The following is a 19,215-nucleotide window of genomic DNA, read 5'->3' as shown; positions in this document are numbered from 1 at the left end:
CTTAGGTTATGGGGCCGCGCCGTGGCGCATTCAAGCGTCGCCGTGCCGATTGCCGCGCGGTTTGGCTAGCGGGTGATGCTGAAGCACCAGTTCCTTGAGCCGCTCGTCGAGCACATGGGTATAGATCTCGGTGGTCGAGAGATCGGCATGGCCCAGCAGCATCTGGATCGCGCGCAGATCGGCCCCGCCTTGCAGAAGATGAGTCGCGAAGGCGTGGCGCAGCACATGGGGCGTGACCTTGGCGGGGCTGATCCCCGCATTCACCGCGATATCCTTGAGCAATCGGTGAAAGGATTGCCGGGTCAGGTGGCCTTCCTTTCCCGGCGAGGGAAAGAGAAACCGAGAGGAGGGGGCACGGTGTCGGACATGCGCCTCTTCCTCGGCGGCATCGCGTGCTCTGAGCCAGTCGGCCAGCGCCTCACGCGCGGGCGGTGAGAGTGGCACCATGCGTTCCTTGTCACCCTTGCCGCGCACCAGAAGCATCCGCGGATCGCCCCGCGCGGCAGAGACGGGTAGGGAGACGAGCTCGGAGACACGCATCCCCGTAGCGTAGAGCAATTCCATCAGGCAGCGGTTGCGGATCTGGTCGCGGGCGGAACGTCCCTGATCGCGGGCGGCCTCCAGCAAGGCTTCGACCTCTTCGAGCGAAAGCGTCTTGGGCAAGCGTTTCGCGCGGCCCGGGCCGGAGATGCGGATCGCGGGATTGTCGGCGCGCCAGCCCTCTTCATAGGCAAAGCGGAAAAGCTGCCGGATCGCGCTCAGACGTCGCGCGCGGGTCGATTTCGCGAGCCCGTCGGCCTCACAGCGGATCAGGTAGGTCTCGATATTCTCGCGAGTAAGGGTCGCGTAGCTCAGGCCTTTCGCTTGAAGAAAGCCCGCGAAGTCATTGAGGTCACGCCCATATCCGAGGATCGTGTTGCGCGCGGCCCCGGCTTCGGCGGCTTGCGCTTCGAGAAAGGCGGGCAGCCAGCGTGAATCGGGCGGCGCGTCGTTCATCCGCGCCGCTCCAGCACCATAAGTTCGATTGCAGTCCGCCGCGCGGTCGATTCCAGCCCGACGAGGCGCAGCAGTCGCAGCCCGTCCTGAAGCCGCGGGTAATCGCCCTTCGCGCCTTCGGTGACGTCGCCGATCGCCTCGATGATCGCGAGGCCGAGCTGGTCTGGCAAAAGCCCCTCGTAGCGATCCGCGGCCGCAGTCGGGGGGGCGTCGAACACCACCTTGAGGGTGCGGCCGAGACTTTCGCGTGTACGCATTTGAGAGGTGTCGCCCTGTGCCAGCCCCGCGAGCAGATCTCCGCGGGGATCTGCCTCGGCGCCGATGCGTGCGTTCTCCTCATAGTTCGGGGTCAGCAGGCTCAGCTCGAACGCCAGCCGCGCGGCCTTGCCCGAGAGCGTCATGCCCGAAAGCTGATCGCCGAAAAGCGCGGCGAGGACCGGCTCGAGTTCGTTTTCCGCCATCGCCTTGTAAGCGCGGGGCAGGGCGCGCGAGACGGCTTTCGTGTCGCCCGCGGCCAGCGCCTTGTCGAGTTCGGACACCGCCGAAACCCGGTCCCACAGCGCCCCCGACGCGGCCGCCTTGCGTTCCGTATAAAGGCCCAGAAGGCGATTGGGATCGAGCACGCCCGCACGCGCCAGCCGTTCCGCCGCCTCAAGCTGGGATTTCCAGCCGTTGTTCTCGGTCAGATCGGCTTGCGCGAAAGCCAGCGGCAGAACCGAGGTTGGCAGCGGTTGGCCGATCGCCTCCATCATCTTGTAGCTCAGCGGCGTGACCGGATCGGGCGGGGGCATATCCTCGGCGCCCTCGGCCAGCATCGGGTCGAGGAACTGCTCGAGCAAGCTCACCTCGGAGGCCGGGATCTGACCCAGAACCTTGCCGGTACCGAAGGTAAGCTCTGCGAGATCCCATTGTCCGTTGCGCGCAAGGCAGAAGATCCGCGCCGCGTAGGAGGGCGCGATCGAGGGGCTGCGTTCGATGATCTTGCAGGCGCGACGCTCCTGCCCCAGCAGCAGCGCCACGTCGAAACTGCGCCGGAAAATCTCGGGATCGTTCGTTGCCGCCTGCGACAGCAGCGCATGGGCCTGATCGAGCGCGCCCATGTCGAGCAGCCGATCGACCCGGGCGAGAAAGAGCTGGTTGCGTTGCGCGGACGCGGCAATCTCCGGCGGGTTCAGCTCGGTCAGCAGCAGCGTCATCGTCAGGCTTTGGAGCGCGGGGAGCTGGTCGAGGGGCATCTCGCGCAATGCCCGGGCCAGTTCCGGCTCGGGCGTCTTCCCCCAGAGCGTGCGAGGCAGGCCCGTGCGCTCTGCCGGCAGCAACCCCAGCGTGTCGGCCGAGGGCGCATCGAGCGAGAGCACGGCGATATCCTCGATCCCGCCCGCGCCGGTGATCCGCTCCTTCGGGGCAGGCGTCTCATTGCGCGGCGCGTTGGCCACCGAATGCGAGAGCCAGTCGATTGCCGACATGGGTTGATCGACCTCGGCCCGCAGCACGCTGGCTGGAGCGAGGATCAGCAAACCGGCAAGGCTCGCCGCGAGCGCGCGGCGCTCAGTTCCCACCCGTTCCCCCGCTGCCAGCACCGACCCCTCCGGGCAAGGTGACCTCGATACGTTGCTCCTGGCTGTCCGGGCTCATGTCTCCGAGATAGGCGAAGCCTATCACGCCGATCGTGCCAAGGATCAGAAGGATGACGATGAGCTTGAAGATGCGCCCCATTTTCTCTCTTTTCTGCCGTCTGTCGCGGCCCCTTCCGGGTCGGGCGGGCCGTTCTTGGTTGCGGTTTCGCGTTGATCATATATGGCATTTCAGGGAAGTTCACGCCATTCAAGGGGGCTTGCCTCACGTTTGTGCAAGGGTCCGCCGATGCGTGAGATGGGACCGGAAGACGGGATTGACAAGGTGAGAGCCGGGGCAGAGCAGGATCAACCGGTGCTGGGGCATCTGACGCGTTCGATCGTGCTTGTGGGCATGATGGGCTCGGGCAAGACGGCTGTGGGCACCGCGCTGGCGCGGATGCTCGACGCCCCCTTTCTCGACAGCGACCACGAGATCGAGCGCGCCGCCCAGATGAGCGTGGCCGAGATTTTCGCCCGCGATGGCGAGCCGTTCTTCCGGGCGCGCGAATCGGAAGTGCTCGAAAGGTTGCTATCCGGGCCGCCGGGCGTGATCTCGACGGGGGGCGGGGCGTTCCTGTCAGAAGCCAATCGCGAGATGATCGCGCGGCTTGGCGTTTCGGTCTGGCTCAAGGCCGATCTGGAGCTGCTTTGGCAACGTGTGCGCCACAAGAATACGCGACCTCTGCTGCGCACCGCCGATCCCAAACGGACGCTGACCGATCTGCTCGCGCAGCGCCTGCCGCATTATTCGAAAGCGCAGGTCGCAGTCGAGGCGGAGCCGGGGCTCTCGGTGCCGGACATGGCGCGCAAGGTGATCGCGCATTTGCGCGAGGTCGATGGTTTGATCGAAGAGGTGAAAGATGCGTGAGATCGTTCCGGTCGAACTGGGCGAACGCTCCTACGAGGTGCGCATCGGCACCGGGCTGCTGGAAAACGCAGGCGCCGAGATCGCGCCCTTGCTGCGCCGCCCGCGCGTCGCCGTCGTCGCCGATCAGACGGTGGCCGATCTGCATCTGGAGACGCTGCGCAAGGGCCTGGGCGAGATCGAGATGGTCGCGCTGACCCTGCCTCCGGGCGAGGCCACGAAAAGCTGGCCGCAGTTCACCCGCACCGTCGAATGGCTGCTGGAGCAGAAGGTCGAGCGCAAGGATATCGTCATCGCCCTTGGCGGCGGCGTGATCGGCGATCTGGTGGGATTCGCGGCCGCCGTGCTGCGCCGGGGTGTGCGTTTCGTGCAGATCCCGACCTCGCTTCTGGCGCAGGTGGACAGCTCGGTCGGCGGCAAGACCGGGATCAACGCACCGCAGGGCAAGAACCTGATCGGCGCTTTCCATCAGCCCTCGCTGGTGCTGGCCGATCTGGGCGTGCTGGGCACGCTCAAGCCGCGCGATTTCCTCGCGGGCTATGGCGAGGTGGTGAAATACGGGCTGCTGGGCGATGCAGGTTTCTTCGACTGGCTCGAGGCGAACGCACCCGCGATGGCGGCGGGCGACATGGACAAGCGCCTGCACGCGGTGAAACGCTCGGTCGAGATGAAGGCCGAGGTCGTGGCGCGCGACGAGACCGAAGAGGGCGACCGGGCGCTTCTGAACCTCGGTCACACCTTCTGCCACGCGCTTGAGGCCGCGACGGGGTTTTCCGACCGGCTGCTGCATGGCGAGGGCGTCGCGATCGGCTGTGCGCTGGCCTTTGAGCTTTCACAGCGCCTCGGCCTGTGTTCGCAAGAGGCGCCCAGTCGCGTGCGCGCCCATCTGCGCGAGATGGGGATGAAGGTCGATCTGGCGGACATCCCCGGCGATCTGCCGGGCACCGATGCGCTGATCGCGCTGATGGCGCAGGACAAGAAAGTGCTCGACGGCAAGCTGCGCTTCATCCTCGCGCGTGGCATCGGGCAGGCCTTCGTCACCTCTGACGTGCCGCGCGATGTGCTCGCGGGCGTTCTCGACGACGCTCTGGCCGCGAAGCGCTGAGAATTCGCAGTTGCGGCGCGCGCACGGCTTCTCTATATCCGCGCTCAGGCACCCGTAGCTCAGCTGGATAGAGCGCTGCCCTCCGAAGGCAGAGGCCACAGGTTCGAATCCTGTCGGGTGCGCCACCTCCCTCTCACCGGTAGACTTTACGCCTCGGGGGCGAGGGCGACGCATTAGAGACGGTCCAAGAGGCAAACCGCCATGACGACATCCGACGCCCTGTCCCGCGCCGCGCGCCTCTCGGTCGCGCCGATGATGGATTGGACGGGTTAATCATAAACTATTATATGAAATCAATATGTAAGATGTTTCCACGGTGTACCAAGTACCAAATTCTCGCTGGACACGGGCCTGCTGCGCCTCAAGGGATGATCCGGCGGTCATGTCATGTCGTGGAAATCTTTCTAGTCGCATATTGGGCCAAAAGCTTGATATGAAAAAGTGCCATCAGCAGCGTCTGTCTTGCAGGTTCGCCTGTCGCTTATGCCGACGATCCAGTAAGCCTTAGGTGCGACATGGCCCCTGTCACGGCGGCGAGTATCTGCGTCTGTTCGCCGATCACCTTCCCCCGCGCACCAGAAATACCCTCGCGATTGACAATCCCGCCGTCAGAAGCGACGCTTGGGCCATGGGGATCCGCGATCTCCCCACGAGGCGACAGCCGAAGCTCGCGTTCCACATCACCCCGAGCCCTTGGGAGGAACGCATATGCCTGCGCCCGACGCCATTACACCCGACAAACTCGCCAAACTGCTTGGCACGCCACGCTGTCCCGCGCTTCTCGACACGCGGCGCGATGCGCTGCGCGCCGAAGCCCCCCTGATACTTCCCGGCGCCCGTGCGGTCTCCGAGGGCGATCTGACGCCGGAACGCTTGCCCGCCCTGATCGCGACGCTGCAAGGGCCGGTCGTCGTAGCCTGCGCCGAGGGGCATGGCCGCAGTCAGGGGCTGGCCGCGCTGTTGCGCAGTCACGGGATCGCAGCAGAATATCTCGAGGGTGGCTATGCCGTCTGGAGCGCTGCGGGGCTGCCGCTGATCGACCCGGCCAAAATCACCGCGCGCGACGCGGCGGGCCGCAGCGTCTGGGTCACGCGATCCCGCCCCAAGGTCGACCGCATCGCCTGTCCCTGGCTGATCCGCCGCTTCATCGACCCGCGTGCCGTGTTCCTTTACGTCGCGCCCGCCGAGGTGACCGCCGTCGCGGCGCTTTACGGCGGGATGCCCTTCGATATCGAGGACACGTTCTGGAGCCACCGGGGCGATCTGTGCACCTTCGACGTGATGCTGGCCGAATTCGGGCTGGCGCTGCCCGCGCTCGAGCGGCTGGCCACGATCGTGCGCGGCGCCGATACCGCGCGCCCCGATCTGGCCCCCGAAGCGGCGGGGTTGCTGGCGGCTTCGCTCGGGCTGTCGCGGATGTATGCCGACGATCTGGAACAGCTGGGGGCCGGGATGGCGCTTTATGATGCCTTCTATCGCTGGTGCCGCGATGCGACGGGCGAAACCCATAACTGGCCGACGAACCGGCCCGGCGGTGCGGCATGAGCGGCCCCGAAACGGCCCCGGCCTATCCCAGCCTGGCCGAGGCGACCCGTGTCTGGGCGCGGATCGCGGCGCTGTCGTTCGGCGGCCCGGCCGGCCAGATCGCGGTGATGCACCGCATCCTGGTCGAGGAGAAACGTTGGCTGGGCGATGACCGTTTCCTGCATGCGCTGAACTTCTGCATGCTCTTGCCCGGCCCCGAGGCGCAGCAGCTCGCCACCTATATCGGCTGGCTGATGCATGGCGTGCGCGGGGCGCTGGTGGCGGGGCTGTTGTTCATCGCGCCCGGGGTTCTGGCGATCCTGGCGCTGAGCTGGGTCTATGCGACCTTGGGCGATGTCGGGCTTGTCGCGGGGCTGTTCTTCGGGCTCAAGGCCGCGGTGCTGGCCATCGTCGTGCAGGCGGTGGTGCGGGTCGGCAAGCGCGCGCTGCGCAACCGCGCGATGCAGTCGATTGCCTTGGCTTCGTTCGTGGCGATCTTCCTGTTCGGCGCGCCGTTCCCGGCGATTGTTCTGGCGGCCGCGCTGATCGGCTGGGCGGGCGCGCGGGCGGGGCTGGCGGCCTTTCGCCCCGGCGGCGGGCATGGCGCGGTGGGCAAGACCCATGTGGCCGACGCGCAGACCCTGCTGGGCGAGGAGCATATCGACACGCGCGGCGCGGCAGATGGGGCGGCGTTTCGCGCAGGCTTCGGCGCGCTGGTGCTGTGGCTGATGCCGGTGGCGGCGCTGTGGCTGATCGCGCCCGGCAGCGTGTTTGCCGATATCGCCACGTTTTTCTCGAAGCTCGCCGTGCTGACCTTCGGCGGCGCCTATGCGGTGCTGGCCTGGGTCGCGCAAGAGGCGGTGGGCCATTACGGCTGGCTCGCGCCGGGCGAAATGCTTGACGGGCTCGGCATGGCCGAAACCACGCCCGGGCCGCTGATCATGGTGCTGCAATTCGTGGGCTTCATGGGCGCCTTCCGCGAGGCGGGCTGGGAAATGCCGCTGCTGGCAGGCACCTTGGGCGGGCTTCTGGCCACCTGGGTGACCTTCGCGCCCTGCTTTGCCTGGATCTTCCTTGGCGCGCCCTGGATGGAGCGGCTGCGCCGCAACACCGCCCTGTCGGCCGCGCTGAGCGCGGTGACGGCGGCGGTCGTGGGGGTGATCCTGAACCTCGCGATCTGGTTTGCGATGCATGTGATCTGGCGCGAGGTTACGCATCTGGCGGCGGGCCCCGTTTCGGTCGATGTGCCGGTCATGGCCTCGATCGACTGGGCGGCGGCGGCGCTCTCGGTCCTTGCCCTGATCGCGGTGTTCCGGCTGAAGCTCGGCATGGCCACCGTGCTGGGCGGGGCGGCGATGGCGGGGATCGTGCTGCATCTGGCCGGGCTGGCGGGCTGAGCGCAGACCGCGCCCGCGGAACGGCGGGCGCGGTCGTTCGGGCGTTACGGCGTCAGCAGCCGCTCATACTCGCCGCGCACATGCAGCGTCATGGTCACAGGGGCGTCGGTGCGGTTGCGCCAGAACCAGCCGTGATTTCCGGTGAAGGCGGCGGTCAGCACGCCCGCCTGACCGGGCACGCCGCGGCCCTGTTCATAGCTGATCTCCTTGCCGCTGCCGTCGCCGTGCATGTCGTGGTTCAGTACGCCGCCGCTGGCGGTCCAGTCGAATTCGGCCTGCGCACCCTCGGTCATCTTCAGTTTGGCCTCGATCCCGTCGCCGGGTTGCAGCGTGTAGCTCCAACTGTCGCGCCAGACCGGGGCGGCGGGTTCGGCCACAGCGGATGCTGCGGACACGGGCGCGGCCTGTTGCACGACCGCTGCCGGGGCGGGCACCGCCGGGGCAGCCCCGATGAGCGCCGCGATCGCGCTCAGTTGTGCCTCGATTGCGGTCAGACGCTCCAGAACCTGCGGATCGGTGGACGCCGGGGCCGCCGCTGGTGCGGGTTTCGCGGCGTCCTCTGCCGCAGCCTCGGCGTAAAGCTGTTGCTTGATCTCGCCCATCTCGGTCAGGCCCGTCACCCGCCCGAGCCCGGTCAGGTCGATGCCATATTCGGCGGGCAGCCAGGCAAGCACGAGGATCGCGGTTCCGGCGACCGCCGCGCCAAGCGTGGCGCGGATCAGACCGGGCGCGCCGATGGTGACGCCGCGGATATGGCCCTCGGCGTCGCGCGCGGTCGGGCGGGCCTCGGCGCGCAGGGGCGGCATGGGGGCGGTGCCAATGTCAAAACGGTTTTGCATGGGAAACTCCGAAACTTAGCTGAGGATCAGGCCGGTGATCTGAAAGCCCATCAGGGCGAAACCGGCGGTCATCATGAGGGTGTTGGCGGCAATTGCCTGCCGCGCGAAGGAGGGCGTCGCGCGCCAGCGGTTCATCACCAGCAGGATCGCGGCCAGCGCTGTGAGCTGGCCGATCTCGACGCCGACGTTGAACGCGAGCAAGTTCGGCAACAGCCCGTCGGGCGAGATGTTGTAATCGAGGATCTTCGAGGACAGGCCAAAGCCGTGCAGGAAGCCGAAGATCAGCGTGGCCAGCCGCGTATCGGGCTGCACCCCGAACCATTTGCGAAAGGCACCCAGATTGTCGAGCGCCTTGTAGACCACTGAAAACCCGATGATCGCGTCGATGACATAGCTGTTGATACCGAAGTTGAACCAGACGCCGGCCAGCATGGTCGTGGAATGGCCAATGGCAAAGAGCGTGACGTAAAGCCCGATCTCCTTCATCCCGTAGAGAAAGAAGATCACGCCGAAGAGAAACAGGATATGGTCATATCCGGTTACCATGTGCTTGGCGCCGAGATAGAGGAAGGGAATGATGTTCACCCCCGAAACCTCTTTGATATAGCCCTTGTCGCCCAGCGTGACGGCATGGGCAAGCGCCGCATCGGCGGTGCCGATCAGGGCAAGAACGATCGCCGACATCAGGGCGAATTGGAGTGGGATGCTCCGGCTTGTGCCGGAAGCCTTGCGGAAAATCATGGTCTTGGTCCTTGTTTGAACGCGGGTGGGGGAGCGGCCCCCGGGATCCGGGAGCGTTCAAATCTGGCGTGGCGGTCGGCGCAAAGCCTGCGGCGGCAGCGAGGGCCGGACCAGCCCGACATTCGTCGCAAGGCTGATCTGCACGGGCGTGGCGATGCCCGCGGCCTCGGGCAGAATCGCGATCGTCTGATGCTCGTGGTCGGCGGTGTCATGCGCGGGCGCAGCCGTCTGCCCAGCGTGCGAATGTCCGTGCTGCACGGTCACTTCGAGCGCGAGCGCCGAGGCCGGGGCATGGGTCTGGGTGAGCACAAGGGGCGCAAGGATCAGCGCGACAAGGCCCAGCCAAAGGCACAGCGCATGGGTGATGCGCCTCGCATAATGCCGATGGTCTGCCCGCACTCTGCCTGCTCCGGTTGTCTTGCCTTATCCCCCCTGGGGGGATATGTGGTTCATATGTCAGAACCGCATCGCCATGCAACCCACCCCGACCTGATCAAGCGGCTGAAACGCGCCGAGGGGCATTTGCGCCATGTCATCGGCATGATCGAGGCCGAACAGGGCTGCCTCGACATAGCGCGCCAGCTGACGGCGGTCGAAAGCGCGATCACCTCGGCCAAGCGGGTGCTGATCCATGATCATATCGACCACTGCCTCGATCATGACGCGGGCGAGGTGCTGGCCGAGATGAAGGCGCTGACCAAATTGCTCTGAGGGGCCAAATGCTTGCCATTCTGAAGAACCGCACCTATCGGCATCTGTTTTCCGCGCAGGTGATCGCGCTTGTGGGCACCGGGTTGATGACCGTGGCGCTTGGCTTGCTGGCCTATGATCTGGCGGGCGCCGATGCGGGCGCGGTGCTGGGCACGGCTCTGGCGATCAAGATGATCGCCTATGTCGGCCTTGCCCCGGTGGCGCAGGCGCTCTCCGACCGGCTGCCGCGGCGGGCAGTTCTGGTGGCGCTGGATCTGGTGCGCGCAAGCGTGGCGCTGTTTTTGCCCTTCGTCACCGAGATCTGGCAGATCTATCTCTTGATCTTCGTGCTTCAGGCGGCCTCGGCCGGGTTCACGCCGACCTTTCAGGCGACGATCCCCGACATCCTGCCCGAGGAAGAGGACTATACCCGCGCGCTGTCGCTCTCGCGTCTGGCCTATGATCTGGAAAGCCTGCTCTCGCCGATGCTGGCTGCGGCGCTGCTGACGGTGATCGACTTCCACAACCTCTTCGCGGGCACCGTCGTCGGGTTTCTGGCCTCGGCCGCGCTGGTGATCAGCACGCGCCTGCCCACGCCCACCCCCGGCCCGCGGCGCGGCATCTGGGACCGCACCACGCGCGGGGTTCGGCTTTATCTGGCCACGCCGCGGCTGCGCGGGCTCTTGGCGATCAACCTCGCCGTGGCGGCGGCGGGCGCGATGGTGATCGTCAACACCGTGGTTATCGTGAAGGCGCGCTTTGGTTTGGGTCAGGCCGAGGTTGCCTGGGCGCTCGCGGCCTTTGGGGGCGGTTCGATGATCGCAGCCTTCGCGCTGCCGCGTCTGCTCGACAAGTTGGCCGACCGCCCGGTGATGATCGGTGGCGCAGCGGGGTTGGTGATCGGCACGGCGGTGGGGGCGCTGGTGCCGTCCTTTAGCTGGCTCATGGCACTCTGGGCGCTGATCGGCTTTGGCTATAGCGCGGCGCAAACGCCCTCGGGGCGGCTGCTGCGGCGGTCCGCGCACCCTGAGGACCGGCCGGCGCTCTTCGCCGCGCAATTCGCATTGTCACATGCGATGTGGCTGATCTGTTATCCGCTGGCGGGGCGGTTCGGCGCGGGCTTCGGTCTGCCCGCGACCTTCGTGCTGATGTCGGTCGTGGGGCTGGTGGGCGTGGTCGCGGCGCTACGCCTGTGGCCCAAGAAAGAAGAGGTGGAGGTGCCGCATCAGCACCCTGACCTGCCCGCCGATCACCCGCACCTGCGCGCCCATGCCGAGGGCGCGGGCCACAGCCACCCGTTCATCATCGACGACCTGCACCCACACTGGTTCCGCGCCTAAGCGGCGGGCAGTCGGACCGTTGCCCGCAACCCGCCGCCGGGCCGGTTCGACAGGCGCACCTCGCCACCCTGCGCGCGCAGGATCGCCCGGGCGATCGACAGGCCCAGCCCGGTTCCACCCGTCTCGCGCGAGCGCGAGGTTTCCAGCCGCGTGAAGGGTGCGAAGACCCGCTCCAGATCGGCCTCGGGGATGCCGGGGCCGTCATCCTCGACCACGATCTCCACCGCCTCGGGCCCGCGCCGCAGGCTGACCCGCGCGCCGCCACCATAGCGCTGCGCGTTTTCCATAAGGTTGCGCAAAGCCCGGCGGATCGGCACGCGTTTGAGCGCAAGGACCGCAGGCTCCGCATCCACAACCGCAACCGCCGCCCCGCTGCGCGACAGCTCGGCCGCCAGTTCGGACAGCATTGCCCCCAGATCGACCGGTTCCAGCGGCTGATCGGGCGAGACCCCGCGCGCGAAGGCCAGCGTGGTTTCCACCATCTCCTGCATCTCGTCGAGCGAGGCCACCATCCGCTCGCGCGTCTCGTCGTCATCGACCATCTCGGCGCGCAGCCGCAGCGCGGTGATCGGCGAGCGCAGATCATGCCCGAGGGCGGCCAGCATATGCGTGCGCTCGGCGAGCATCCCCGACAGACGCGCCTGCATCCGGGTCAGCGCCTCGGCCAGCGCCTGCACCTCGCGCGGGCCAGTGCCTGGCATCGCGGGCGGCGGTGCATCCAGGCCAAAGCTGTCGGCGGCGCGCGCAAGCCTGCGCAGCGGGTCGGTAATGCGCCGCAACCCAAGCCAGAGTGCGCCAAGCACCAGCGCCAGCGACAGCAGGCTTGGCCCCAGGATCGCTGGCGGCAGCCGGAACCCGGGCCGCTCGAAGGACGAACTGACGTTGAGCCATTGCCCGTCGCTGAGCGGCACCGCAAGGCGCCACTCCACCGGCGCCATGCCCGCCGCCTTCATCCGTTCGGGCAGCCAGGCCAGGAACCCGGGCGGATCGGCGCGGTGACCATCGCGCGGTGACACGACAAATTCTTCGGCGCGCAGAGGGCGAGCGCCCCCCAGCATCTCGGCGAACTGGGTGTCCAACGCCTCGGGCGCGGCGGCCTCAACGCCGGGCGCGGGGGCCACCGCGAAATGCACCAGCCGCGAATTCGCCGCCGCAAGGATGCTAGCGCGGGTCTCGGGGCGCGCGCCCTCGATCGCGCGCACCACGGCGGCACTGCGCGCGATGGTCTCCTGCTCCTGTGCGGTCCGCAAGGCGGTGCTGCGCTCATCCGTCAAAAGCCAGGCACTGACCGCCTGCGCGGCCACGAAAGCCACCAGCACCAGAGCCGCAAGCTGCCCCATCAGGCTGTGAGGCATGAACCGCTTCATGACACCTCGCGCACATCGGCGGCGAGGCTGTAGCCCCCCGCGCGCACAGTGATGATGATCTGCGGATGCGCGGGGTCGGCCTCGATCTTGCGGCGCAACCGGCTGACCTGATTGTCGATCGTGCGATCAAAGACATCCGCCGTGCGCCCGCTGGTGATATCGAGCAACTGCTCGCGCGACAGCACGAACCGCGGCCGCTCCAGAAAGGCCGTCAACAGCCTGAACTCGGCCGTGGTCAGCGAGACCGCCTCGCCATCTGCCTCGCGCAGCAGGTCGCGCGTGTCGGTATCAAGCACCCAGCCCGCGAAGGCCAGCTTGCGCCCGCCAAGCGCGCCTGCCAGCGGCTGCGCCCGCTCGGCCCGCCGCAGGATGGCCTTGACCCGCGCCAAGAGCTCACGCGGGTTGAAGGGCTTGGGCAGGTAGTCATCGGCCCCGATCTCGAGCCCGATGATCCGGTCGGTTTCCTCGCTCAGCGCGCTCAGCATCAGGATCGGCGGCCCACCTGCGGCCGACAGCCGCCGCGCCGCCGAAAGCCCGTCCTCGCCCGGCATCATCACATCGAGAATGACCAGATCGAAGCGCCCGAGCTTCAGCGCGGCATCCATCTCGGCGGCGTTCTTGGCGGATTGGGCGCGCATCCCGTTCTTCTCGAGATAGCGCGTGACGGCATCACGGATCTCGCGGTGATCGTCGACGACAAGGATATGGGGGGCATCGCTCATGGCCCGTTCATAACCCATCGTGGGGCGCCCCGGGAAGAATTCGCGTCGCAGATCGTCGCAGCCGCGGGGCCTTGCGACAAACCGATACAAAACTCCCTGCGCGCTGGCACATCTCTGCGACAGAGCGGCGCCATCTTGACCTCATCGAGACATGAACCCGAAGAGGTGATGATATGAAACGCAAGACGATCCTGACCCTTGGCGCCGCCGCTACCGCCGCGGTGATCGGCGCACTGGCCATTCCCGCCATTGCTGGCGGCTGGGGACCGGGCGGCAATTGTGGCCCGCAGCAGATGATGCAGATGATGCATGGCGCCCAGGGCAGTGCGATGCCCGGCCCGGCGATGATGATGCAGCGTGGCCCGTTCGGCGGCCATGGCCCGATGGGCGCCAACCCGATGACCGACAGCGCGCTCTACAAATCCTTCGACACTGACGCCAATGGCGCGGTCAGCGCTGAGGAGGCCAAGGCGGGCATCACCGCGCTGCAGGCGAAATACGATGCCAACACGGATGGCTCGCTGTCGAAGGACGAGTTTCAGGCGCTCTTCGCCGAGGCGACCCGCGGTTTTGCCGACCGGCCCTTCGCGATGCTCGACGCCGATGGCAACGGCCAGATCAGCAATGATGAGCTGACCTTTCCGGCGCAGATGATGGCCCGGATGGGGGCGATGCACGCAGTTGTGGCGCCCACGCCGACCAGCTCGAACTGAAACCGACCGGGCGGGTCAATTGGCCCGCCCCGCCACTATTGAGGGACAGATGATGACCACCCCCAAGGGCTATTCCGCCACCCAGATCGCGCTCCATTGGGGCGTGGCCGCGCTGATCGCCGGCCAATATATCTTCAAGGATGCCATCGCAGGCGCGTGGCGCGCGATCCGCGCGGGCGAGAGCTATGCATTCGATCCGTTGATCCTCGCCCATGTCGCGGGCGGCGCGCTGATCCTGGCGCTGATTGTCTGGCGGCTGGTGCTGCGGCTCAAGCGTGGCGCCCCGCCGCCGCCCGAAAACGAACCCGGGCCGCTCAAGACGCTTTCGCATGTGGCGCACTGGGCCTTCTATGCGCTGATCGCGGCGATGTCGGTCACGGGCCTGATGGCGTGGTTCGGCGATGTCGTGCTGGCCGCGCAGGTCCACAACGTGCTGAAGGTCGCGCTTCTGGCGTTGATCGCGCTGCATGTTCTGGCCGTGCCGTTCCACCGGCTGGTGCTGAAGAACAATGTGATGGTGCGGATGATCCGCCCCGAGGCATGACCGCCCGGCCCGCGCCCCGTGCGCGGGTCCCTCCCCGAACATGAGGATAACCGATGAAACTCTCGATCACAGCCACGGCTTTCGTTCTGACCGCCAGCGCCGCACTGGCACAGACCACGCCGGGCGACCAGTTCATGCAGGCCTGGGATCTGAACGGCGACGGCATCGCCACACTGGCCGAGTTGCAGGAAATGCGCGGCAATGTCTTCGCCAGCTTTGACGCGAATGACGATGGCGTCCTCGATGCTGAAGAATACGTCCTGTTCGACGAGGCCCGCGCCGCCGACGTGGCGAATTACCAGGACGATCAGCGCGCGCAGATGCAGAAGGTCGCCGATGGCATGAGCCTTGCTGCCAGCGATCTGGACGCTGATGGCCGCGTCAGCCGCGAGGAGTTTCTGAAAGGCGTGGAGCCGTGGTTCACCGCCCTCGACAAGAACGCCGATGGCGGGGTTACCCTGGAGGATTTCGGGGCGAAGTGAAAAGCGCGGGGGCGGTTCGGACGTCGGTCATCTTGACCGACCGCCCCGCAAACAGGCTCATGGATCCGGCAAGGTAGGAACCCTTGAAGTTCAAGCCTGGTGTCGATGCCTTCGCAGCTCGTTCCCGGAATAGTCCCCACAAGAAACGCCGCCGCAGAAACGTGCAGAACCGTTCGATGGCGGGGAAGCGCAATTTCATCTTCATCGTTGCAGCTTCGGGCATTAGGCTTGAAGCGTCCGACAAGAAACTTTTGGAGCATACCCGGTGTCTGAAGAGAAAATGGCGCGTGAGCACTTCTTCTATGTTGCGGTGGCGCGTTTCGTTTTCCTGCACCCGAAACATGGTGTTGTTTCCGTACGGGATCCCATCAAGCTAGCCGACGCGGAACGACACGATCTTTCCCCACTGCTGATCTATGGTCTCAGCGTAGCAAGATTGCCCATACGCTGGATGACGTTTTCAACAGTTGCTGAACCGAAGCCCATTCTGAGCGTTCTGCAGGAGGCATGGTCGCAAGGCGAGGGCCTGCGTGGGATGCCGGACACGCTGCGCGTCAATCGTCACGTGGCCAGCGCATGCCCGAGTCTGGCTTCAGACCTGGCAAAAATCGGTGTGCGCCTCACGATTGCCGAGGCCGGCGATAGGACCCATCCAGCAGCGTTGCGATCAGCCCAGGATGCTGCGCGCTGGTTGGGGTGGTGCCGCACTGAACGTCCCGGGCAGGGAAACTCGGTTTTGGCCTTGTGTCAAAGTGCTGTGGACAGCCATGGTTACGAAAGCAGTCGCGGAGCTCGTGCGAGCGAAAGCCGGGAGACACGCGACCGAGTTGAACAATGGCTCGCGCTCCCAGTTCGTGAGACCAAACGGTTCTCCGCCAACGGGATGGATTGGACACCGGGACCCTGGCTCTACCCCCAAGAGACCGCAATACCACCAACGCAACCTCGATACTTCCATAAGGACGAACTTGACGGAAGGATCTGGCTGCTCACGGGGCAAGAGCGGGGCTCAGGTCGAAATGAGGTCGACGATGATCCACCCTACAACGGTCGTGAGGAAGTCCCAGCTCTGGCCCGCAACCTCGTTGAGTGCTGGCCAAACCCTCCCGCCGAAATCGCGACCGCAGTCGGGATCTCACTTCGAGAGCTCCAGTGGTTCATCTCCGGCCGTGCGGATCTTGACCAAAACGTCCGCCACCGCCTCGAGAGGCTTCTTGGCATAGGCGTGGATGAGCGCTCAGGTTACTTCACCGCATTCGGCCCATATGTGCTGATCGCGCGCAAACCACAGGCGCTGGAGGACGTCTACACCGAGATTTCTGGCGGTGGAGACGCAAACCCTTGGGAACTGCTTCCCAGTACCGGTGCGGCCGATCCAAGCTGGCGATATATCCTGATCAATACCTACGGGTCGCCACCCAGCTTCGTCATGGTTCCCCGTGGCGATCGGATCGCTGATCGGCTCGACGACCTGATCCTCAACTTCGCTGGCCCTCTCTCGGTCGACCGATCCTTCTATCAGGAGGTCGTCGCCACTTGTGCTCGCGCGTGCCGGAGCCCTGAGGCAAACATCACATCGATGACCGAGTTCGTGCGGCGCCATGAGCAGCACTGGACGGATTGCGCCTGGAAACCTGAGTAGGGGAGTGGTCCGGTGCAACAACTGTAAGCGTCCCCTTAGGTCTGCGTACGCAGCACAATCCTTGACTCTCTGCGCTCAATCATTATCTTTGCGATGTGCCATAAAGAGCATCTTGGGCCGGGTTATCTTGGATATCGCTCCGCCCACTTGGATGATGGTTCTGCCAAGAGAGCCATTTGCAGGACACGTAAGGGTGGCGTCCGACCCCTTGAGCTAAGGACGCGCTGCTACTGCGAGCACATCGATCAACGCACGGTTCCCACACGGGTGCCGTGCGTTTTCGTTCCAGAGTAGGCCGTGATCACCGACCAATGCGCATCCTCTCCACGTGGCGTACGGTGTTCAACAATCGCGGTCCCGGTCCGCGAGCGAACAGCCATAGCCCTGAGAGACCGCCAACTGTGATCCCCGAAGAATACGGGAGTGCCCTCTCGGACAATCGTCGCGACATACCCGGCCACGGACCCAAAATCGGGAAAACCGGCCGCGATCATCTCGCGCTCGTGTTCAGCCCAGATGTGTTCGGCGCCAAAGCCGCGATTGGGACCAGTGTGCCGACCACGAAAAAGGCGGATCTCACCGGCCGGCAGTATAATGCCAGGCGCGCGCATCTCAAGCAGCCGTCCGAAGGCGAGGGCCCCCGAAGGATGCCGGATCGGGGTCATCGACATCGGTCTCAGTCCTCGGTCTTTGTCGCTGTCGGTCGCTGCCTGGCAGCCGCTGCCCGAGCGTTTGCGCGTGCATTCGGGCGCTCGGTCTTCTGGCGCGCGGCTTCACGTTCGGCCCGTTCGTCGTCAAAATCCGGGGCAAGCTTCTTCAACTTCCGAACCAACCCGTCGAGATGATAGATGTTGGATCCGAAATCCCCTGCCGCTGTCGTTTGCTGCTCGCGCCTCAGAAACCCCTGTGCCTCCAGGTCGCGAATATGCTTCTGCAAGGTCGTCTCAGACATATCCAGACGCTCAAGCAGCTTCCGTTTCGACGGGAAGGGGGGCTTCGCCGGGTCCATCCAATAGCTCAGCAGTTGAACCAGAATATTGAACTGGGCCGTGTTCAACCCAAGACGCTTCTGGCCCCGAACGAGAATGTTCGGAACCCCGGTAAATCCGTGGCTCATAACAGCAGGACCGAAGATCCTTTCGGTCGAAGACTTCTGGCGTTTTGCCGGGGCAGGTGCTGCCTTTTGTGGCGGGGTCTTTTTCTGGGGCATGGCTCGTGCCTCCTTTCGACATTGGATCTACGAGCCACGTTTCCTTGGAACAAGGCGCTCCAAAGGGTCGGCGGTGTGCAGTTTCTACGCCCACCTGTATTCCGGTATCCCGATGGCTGCTGCTTCCCGGTGACTGGATCACGGTACTTAGCTGTTCAGGTTCTTGGGGCAGGTGGGCCGAGATCTACACCTACCCGTGGGGGCAAATACTTGCCATCGCGAAATGCCCGTCAACCCCCGAAGACTTCCGGTTTCTCTCACCAGGATAGCGCGTCTTCTTGGCAAGCGCTACACCCGTGGCCCGCGCGCGTTCGTCGAATGCCCGAACCCGCGGCCTCATCAAAGATGGTGTTGCAACACGCACGACTCACCACTACGTTAAGTTTTAAGGGTGAATCCCGTAGCTGTCGCCGGCTGAAACCTTCGTCTCCTGATACTGCACTTGACCTCGATCTCTCACTCGATGGTCGTGTCTAACCGGCGATCACGGCCTTGGAGATGAGCATGATCGACGCAACCATTCCGTTTCACCTGTCTGCAACCGACTTGCCTAACTTGAAAAAGGCCGAGGCACTGCATCTGCCGAGTATCGCACCCAGCCTCCGCCCGGAGCTCGTTGCGCGCGCCTTAGGCTTTCACACCGCCACGGGCTTCAGGCGGACGCTCCAGGCCGCGCCTGATGGCGAGCATGAAATCAAGCTCTCTTTCCAGGCGGCAGCAGACTTCGCCCGCTCTCGCGCGCTCGTCGTGTCGGCCCGGAACATCTACGATATCCTCGCGACGACCGTTATGGTGAAGGAAGCCTCACGGGATCCGGAAATCAACGACATGGGGTACGGCAACAGATTTCTCTGGCCGGAAAACCGCCACATCCGCGACGAGCTGGCTGGTGTGCCTGTCCACATGCAGGGCAATGTCCGGTCAGAAATCTGGCGCAGGCGGATCAGCGAGTCTCGTGCCAAGGTAACGGACATCGCGAAACGTGATAGCCTCCTTCATGCGCTGGCCTATGCGTCCTGCCTCGAGAAGATCAAGACGACGCAAGAAAAAGGGGCCTACTTCCTGAAGCACCGAGCCGAAGAAACGCCCTTCCGGCTCTTCGGAAACGTGGTGATCGGACACAATTACGTATCGAATACGGATATGATCATTGCCATGTTGCATCTTGGCTTCCAGATGAATGGCCGGCACCGGATGGTCGAAAGGCTCAACCCACGGTTCAATTACTCAATGAAATCGGTCGTCGCGATGAAGCCACACTCCGTCCGCGACAAAGACGCCGCCTAAACCGTCTCTGCCCCCCGAGCCGGGAGAGAGTGACTACCCTGATCCGCGCCTGCAATAGTCGTTGGTGAGCGCGAAGCGCTCACCAACCAAATTGTGGACATCGGCTATGCCAGCGGCCGCGCCCTGCCTGCCGAC

At 65.2% G+C, this 19,215-nt stretch carries 20 protein-coding genes and 1 tRNA gene; 12 read left to right on the top strand and 9 right to left on the bottom strand.

What is annotated here, in order from left to right; genetic code table 11:
• Positions 1–30: 30 nt before the first annotated feature.
• From BMI90_RS07420 to BMI90_RS18715, 3 genes are read right to left on the bottom strand one after another with little or no spacing between them, the layout of a single operon-like run.
• Positions 31–996, bottom strand: a complete 966-nt coding sequence (locus BMI90_RS07420; protein ID WP_078527739.1) for a site-specific tyrosine recombinase XerD — start codon at positions 994–996, stop codon at positions 31–33.
• Positions 993–2,576: a hypothetical protein gene (locus tag BMI90_RS07415; protein WP_146671239.1), complete on the bottom strand. Its 1,584-nt coding sequence runs from the start codon at positions 2,574–2,576 to the stop codon at positions 993–995. Before BMI90_RS07415 ends, BMI90_RS07420 begins: the two co-directional genes overlap by 4 nt.
• Positions 2,545–2,712 (bottom strand): hypothetical protein, encoded by a 168-nt coding sequence (locus BMI90_RS18715; protein WP_096349013.1) that lies wholly within the window; start codon positions 2,710–2,712, stop codon positions 2,545–2,547. The genes BMI90_RS07415 and BMI90_RS18715 overlap by 32 nt, the downstream gene beginning before the upstream one ends.
• Before the next feature lie 156 nt (positions 2,713–2,868).
• Between BMI90_RS18715 and BMI90_RS07410 the strand changes: the two genes are divergently transcribed.
• The 5 genes from BMI90_RS07410 (at position 2,869) to chrA (ending at position 7,503) form a co-directional block, all read left to right on the top strand.
• Positions 2,869–3,480: a shikimate kinase gene (locus tag BMI90_RS07410; RefSeq protein WP_078528125.1), complete on the top strand. Its 612-nt coding sequence runs from the start codon at positions 2,869–2,871 to the stop codon at positions 3,478–3,480.
• On the top strand, positions 3,473–4,582 hold the full coding sequence (aroB, locus tag BMI90_RS07405; RefSeq protein WP_078527735.1) for a 3-dehydroquinate synthase: 1,110 nt from the start codon (positions 3,473–3,475) through the stop codon (positions 4,580–4,582). The genes BMI90_RS07410 and aroB overlap by 8 nt, the downstream gene beginning before the upstream one ends.
• 48 nt (positions 4,583–4,630) lie before the next feature.
• Positions 4,631–4,707: transfer RNA gene (locus tag BMI90_RS07400), tRNA-Arg, on the top strand.
• A 583-nt stretch (positions 4,708–5,290) separates the two neighbouring features.
• Entirely contained in the window at positions 5,291–6,127 is an 837-nt protein-coding gene (locus BMI90_RS07395; protein ID WP_078527733.1) for a sulfurtransferase/chromate resistance protein, read from the top strand.
• Positions 6,124–7,503 (top strand): chromate efflux transporter, encoded by a 1,380-nt coding sequence (gene chrA / locus BMI90_RS07390; protein ID WP_078527731.1) that lies wholly within the window; start codon positions 6,124–6,126, stop codon positions 7,501–7,503. Before BMI90_RS07395 ends, chrA begins: the two co-directional genes overlap by 4 nt.
• 44 nt (positions 7,504–7,547) lie before the next feature.
• Here chrA and BMI90_RS07385 read toward each other — a convergent pair whose 3' ends face one another.
• The 3 genes from BMI90_RS07385 to BMI90_RS07375 all read right to left on the bottom strand — a co-directional run bounded on the left by BMI90_RS07385 (position 7,548) and on the right by BMI90_RS07375 (position 9,482).
• Positions 7,548–8,342, bottom strand: a complete 795-nt coding sequence (locus BMI90_RS07385) for a hypothetical protein (RefSeq protein ID WP_078527729.1) — start codon at positions 8,340–8,342, stop codon at positions 7,548–7,550.
• 15 nt (positions 8,343–8,357) lie between these two features.
• Entirely contained in the window at positions 8,358–9,026 is a 669-nt protein-coding gene (locus tag BMI90_RS07380; protein WP_246831520.1) for a HupE/UreJ family protein, read from the bottom strand.
• Positions 9,027–9,140: 114 nt separating this feature from the next.
• Complete coding sequence (locus BMI90_RS07375; protein ID WP_078527725.1) at positions 9,141–9,482, bottom strand: hypothetical protein; 342 nt, start codon at positions 9,480–9,482, stop codon at positions 9,141–9,143.
• A 54-nt stretch (positions 9,483–9,536) separates the two neighbouring features.
• On the opposite strand from BMI90_RS07375, the gene BMI90_RS07370 reads away from it, so the two are divergent.
• Positions 9,537–9,794: a metal-sensing transcriptional repressor gene (locus tag BMI90_RS07370; RefSeq protein ID WP_078527723.1), complete on the top strand. Its 258-nt coding sequence runs from the start codon at positions 9,537–9,539 to the stop codon at positions 9,792–9,794.
• A gap of 8 nt (positions 9,795–9,802) precedes the next feature.
• Positions 9,803–11,113 carry an MFS transporter gene (locus tag BMI90_RS07365; RefSeq protein ID WP_078527721.1) on the top strand — a complete coding sequence of 437 codons (1,311 nt, stop codon included), beginning with the start codon at positions 9,803–9,805 and terminating at the stop codon, positions 11,111–11,113.
• On the opposite strand, the gene BMI90_RS07360 is transcribed toward BMI90_RS07365, so the two are convergent.
• Both BMI90_RS07360 and BMI90_RS07355 read right to left on the bottom strand, forming a co-directional pair.
• Positions 11,110–12,480, bottom strand: a complete 1,371-nt coding sequence (locus BMI90_RS07360) for an ATP-binding protein (protein ID WP_078527719.1) — start codon at positions 12,478–12,480, stop codon at positions 11,110–11,112. The two genes, BMI90_RS07365 and BMI90_RS07360, sit on opposite strands and share 4 nt — an antisense overlap.
• Positions 12,477–13,202, bottom strand: a complete 726-nt coding sequence (locus BMI90_RS07355; RefSeq protein WP_078528123.1) for a response regulator — start codon at positions 13,200–13,202, stop codon at positions 12,477–12,479. The genes BMI90_RS07360 and BMI90_RS07355 overlap by 4 nt, the downstream gene beginning before the upstream one ends.
• Positions 13,203–13,375: 173 nt before the next feature.
• Between BMI90_RS07355 and BMI90_RS07350 the strand changes: the two genes are divergently transcribed.
• From BMI90_RS07350 to BMI90_RS07335, 4 genes are all read left to right on the top strand, one after another.
• A complete protein-coding gene (locus BMI90_RS07350) occupies positions 13,376–13,915 on the top strand; it encodes an EF-hand domain-containing protein (RefSeq protein WP_078527717.1) in 540 nt (179 codons plus the stop codon).
• 52 nt (positions 13,916–13,967) lie between these two features.
• A complete protein-coding gene (locus BMI90_RS07345) occupies positions 13,968–14,459 on the top strand; it encodes a cytochrome b/b6 domain-containing protein (RefSeq protein WP_078528121.1) in 492 nt (163 codons plus the stop codon).
• Positions 14,460–14,512: 53 nt separating this feature from the next.
• Positions 14,513–14,941 (top strand): hypothetical protein, encoded by a 429-nt coding sequence (locus tag BMI90_RS07340; RefSeq protein ID WP_078527715.1) that lies wholly within the window; start codon positions 14,513–14,515, stop codon positions 14,939–14,941.
• Positions 14,942–15,206: 265 nt separating this feature from the next.
• Entirely contained in the window at positions 15,207–16,583 is a 1,377-nt protein-coding gene (locus BMI90_RS07335) for a hypothetical protein (RefSeq protein ID WP_210401930.1), read from the top strand.
• Between the two features lie 676 nt (positions 16,584–17,259).
• Here the strand turns inward: BMI90_RS07335 and BMI90_RS07325 are convergent.
• Positions 17,260–17,793, bottom strand: a complete 534-nt coding sequence (locus tag BMI90_RS07325) for a helix-turn-helix domain-containing protein (RefSeq protein WP_078527709.1) — start codon at positions 17,791–17,793, stop codon at positions 17,260–17,262.
• Positions 17,794–18,297: 504 nt separating this feature from the next.
• On the opposite strand from BMI90_RS07325, the gene BMI90_RS07320 reads away from it, so the two are divergent.
• Positions 18,298–19,080 carry a hypothetical protein gene (locus tag BMI90_RS07320; protein ID WP_078527707.1) on the top strand — a complete coding sequence of 261 codons (783 nt, stop codon included), beginning with the start codon at positions 18,298–18,300 and terminating at the stop codon, positions 19,078–19,080.
• Positions 19,081–19,215 lie beyond the last annotated feature (135 nt).

It is taken from the genome of Thioclava sp. L04-15 (assembly GCF_002020275.1).
Lineage (GTDB): Bacteria > Pseudomonadota > Alphaproteobacteria > Rhodobacterales > Rhodobacteraceae > Thioclava > Thioclava marina.
This window is presented reverse-complemented; position numbering and strand designations above follow the sequence as displayed.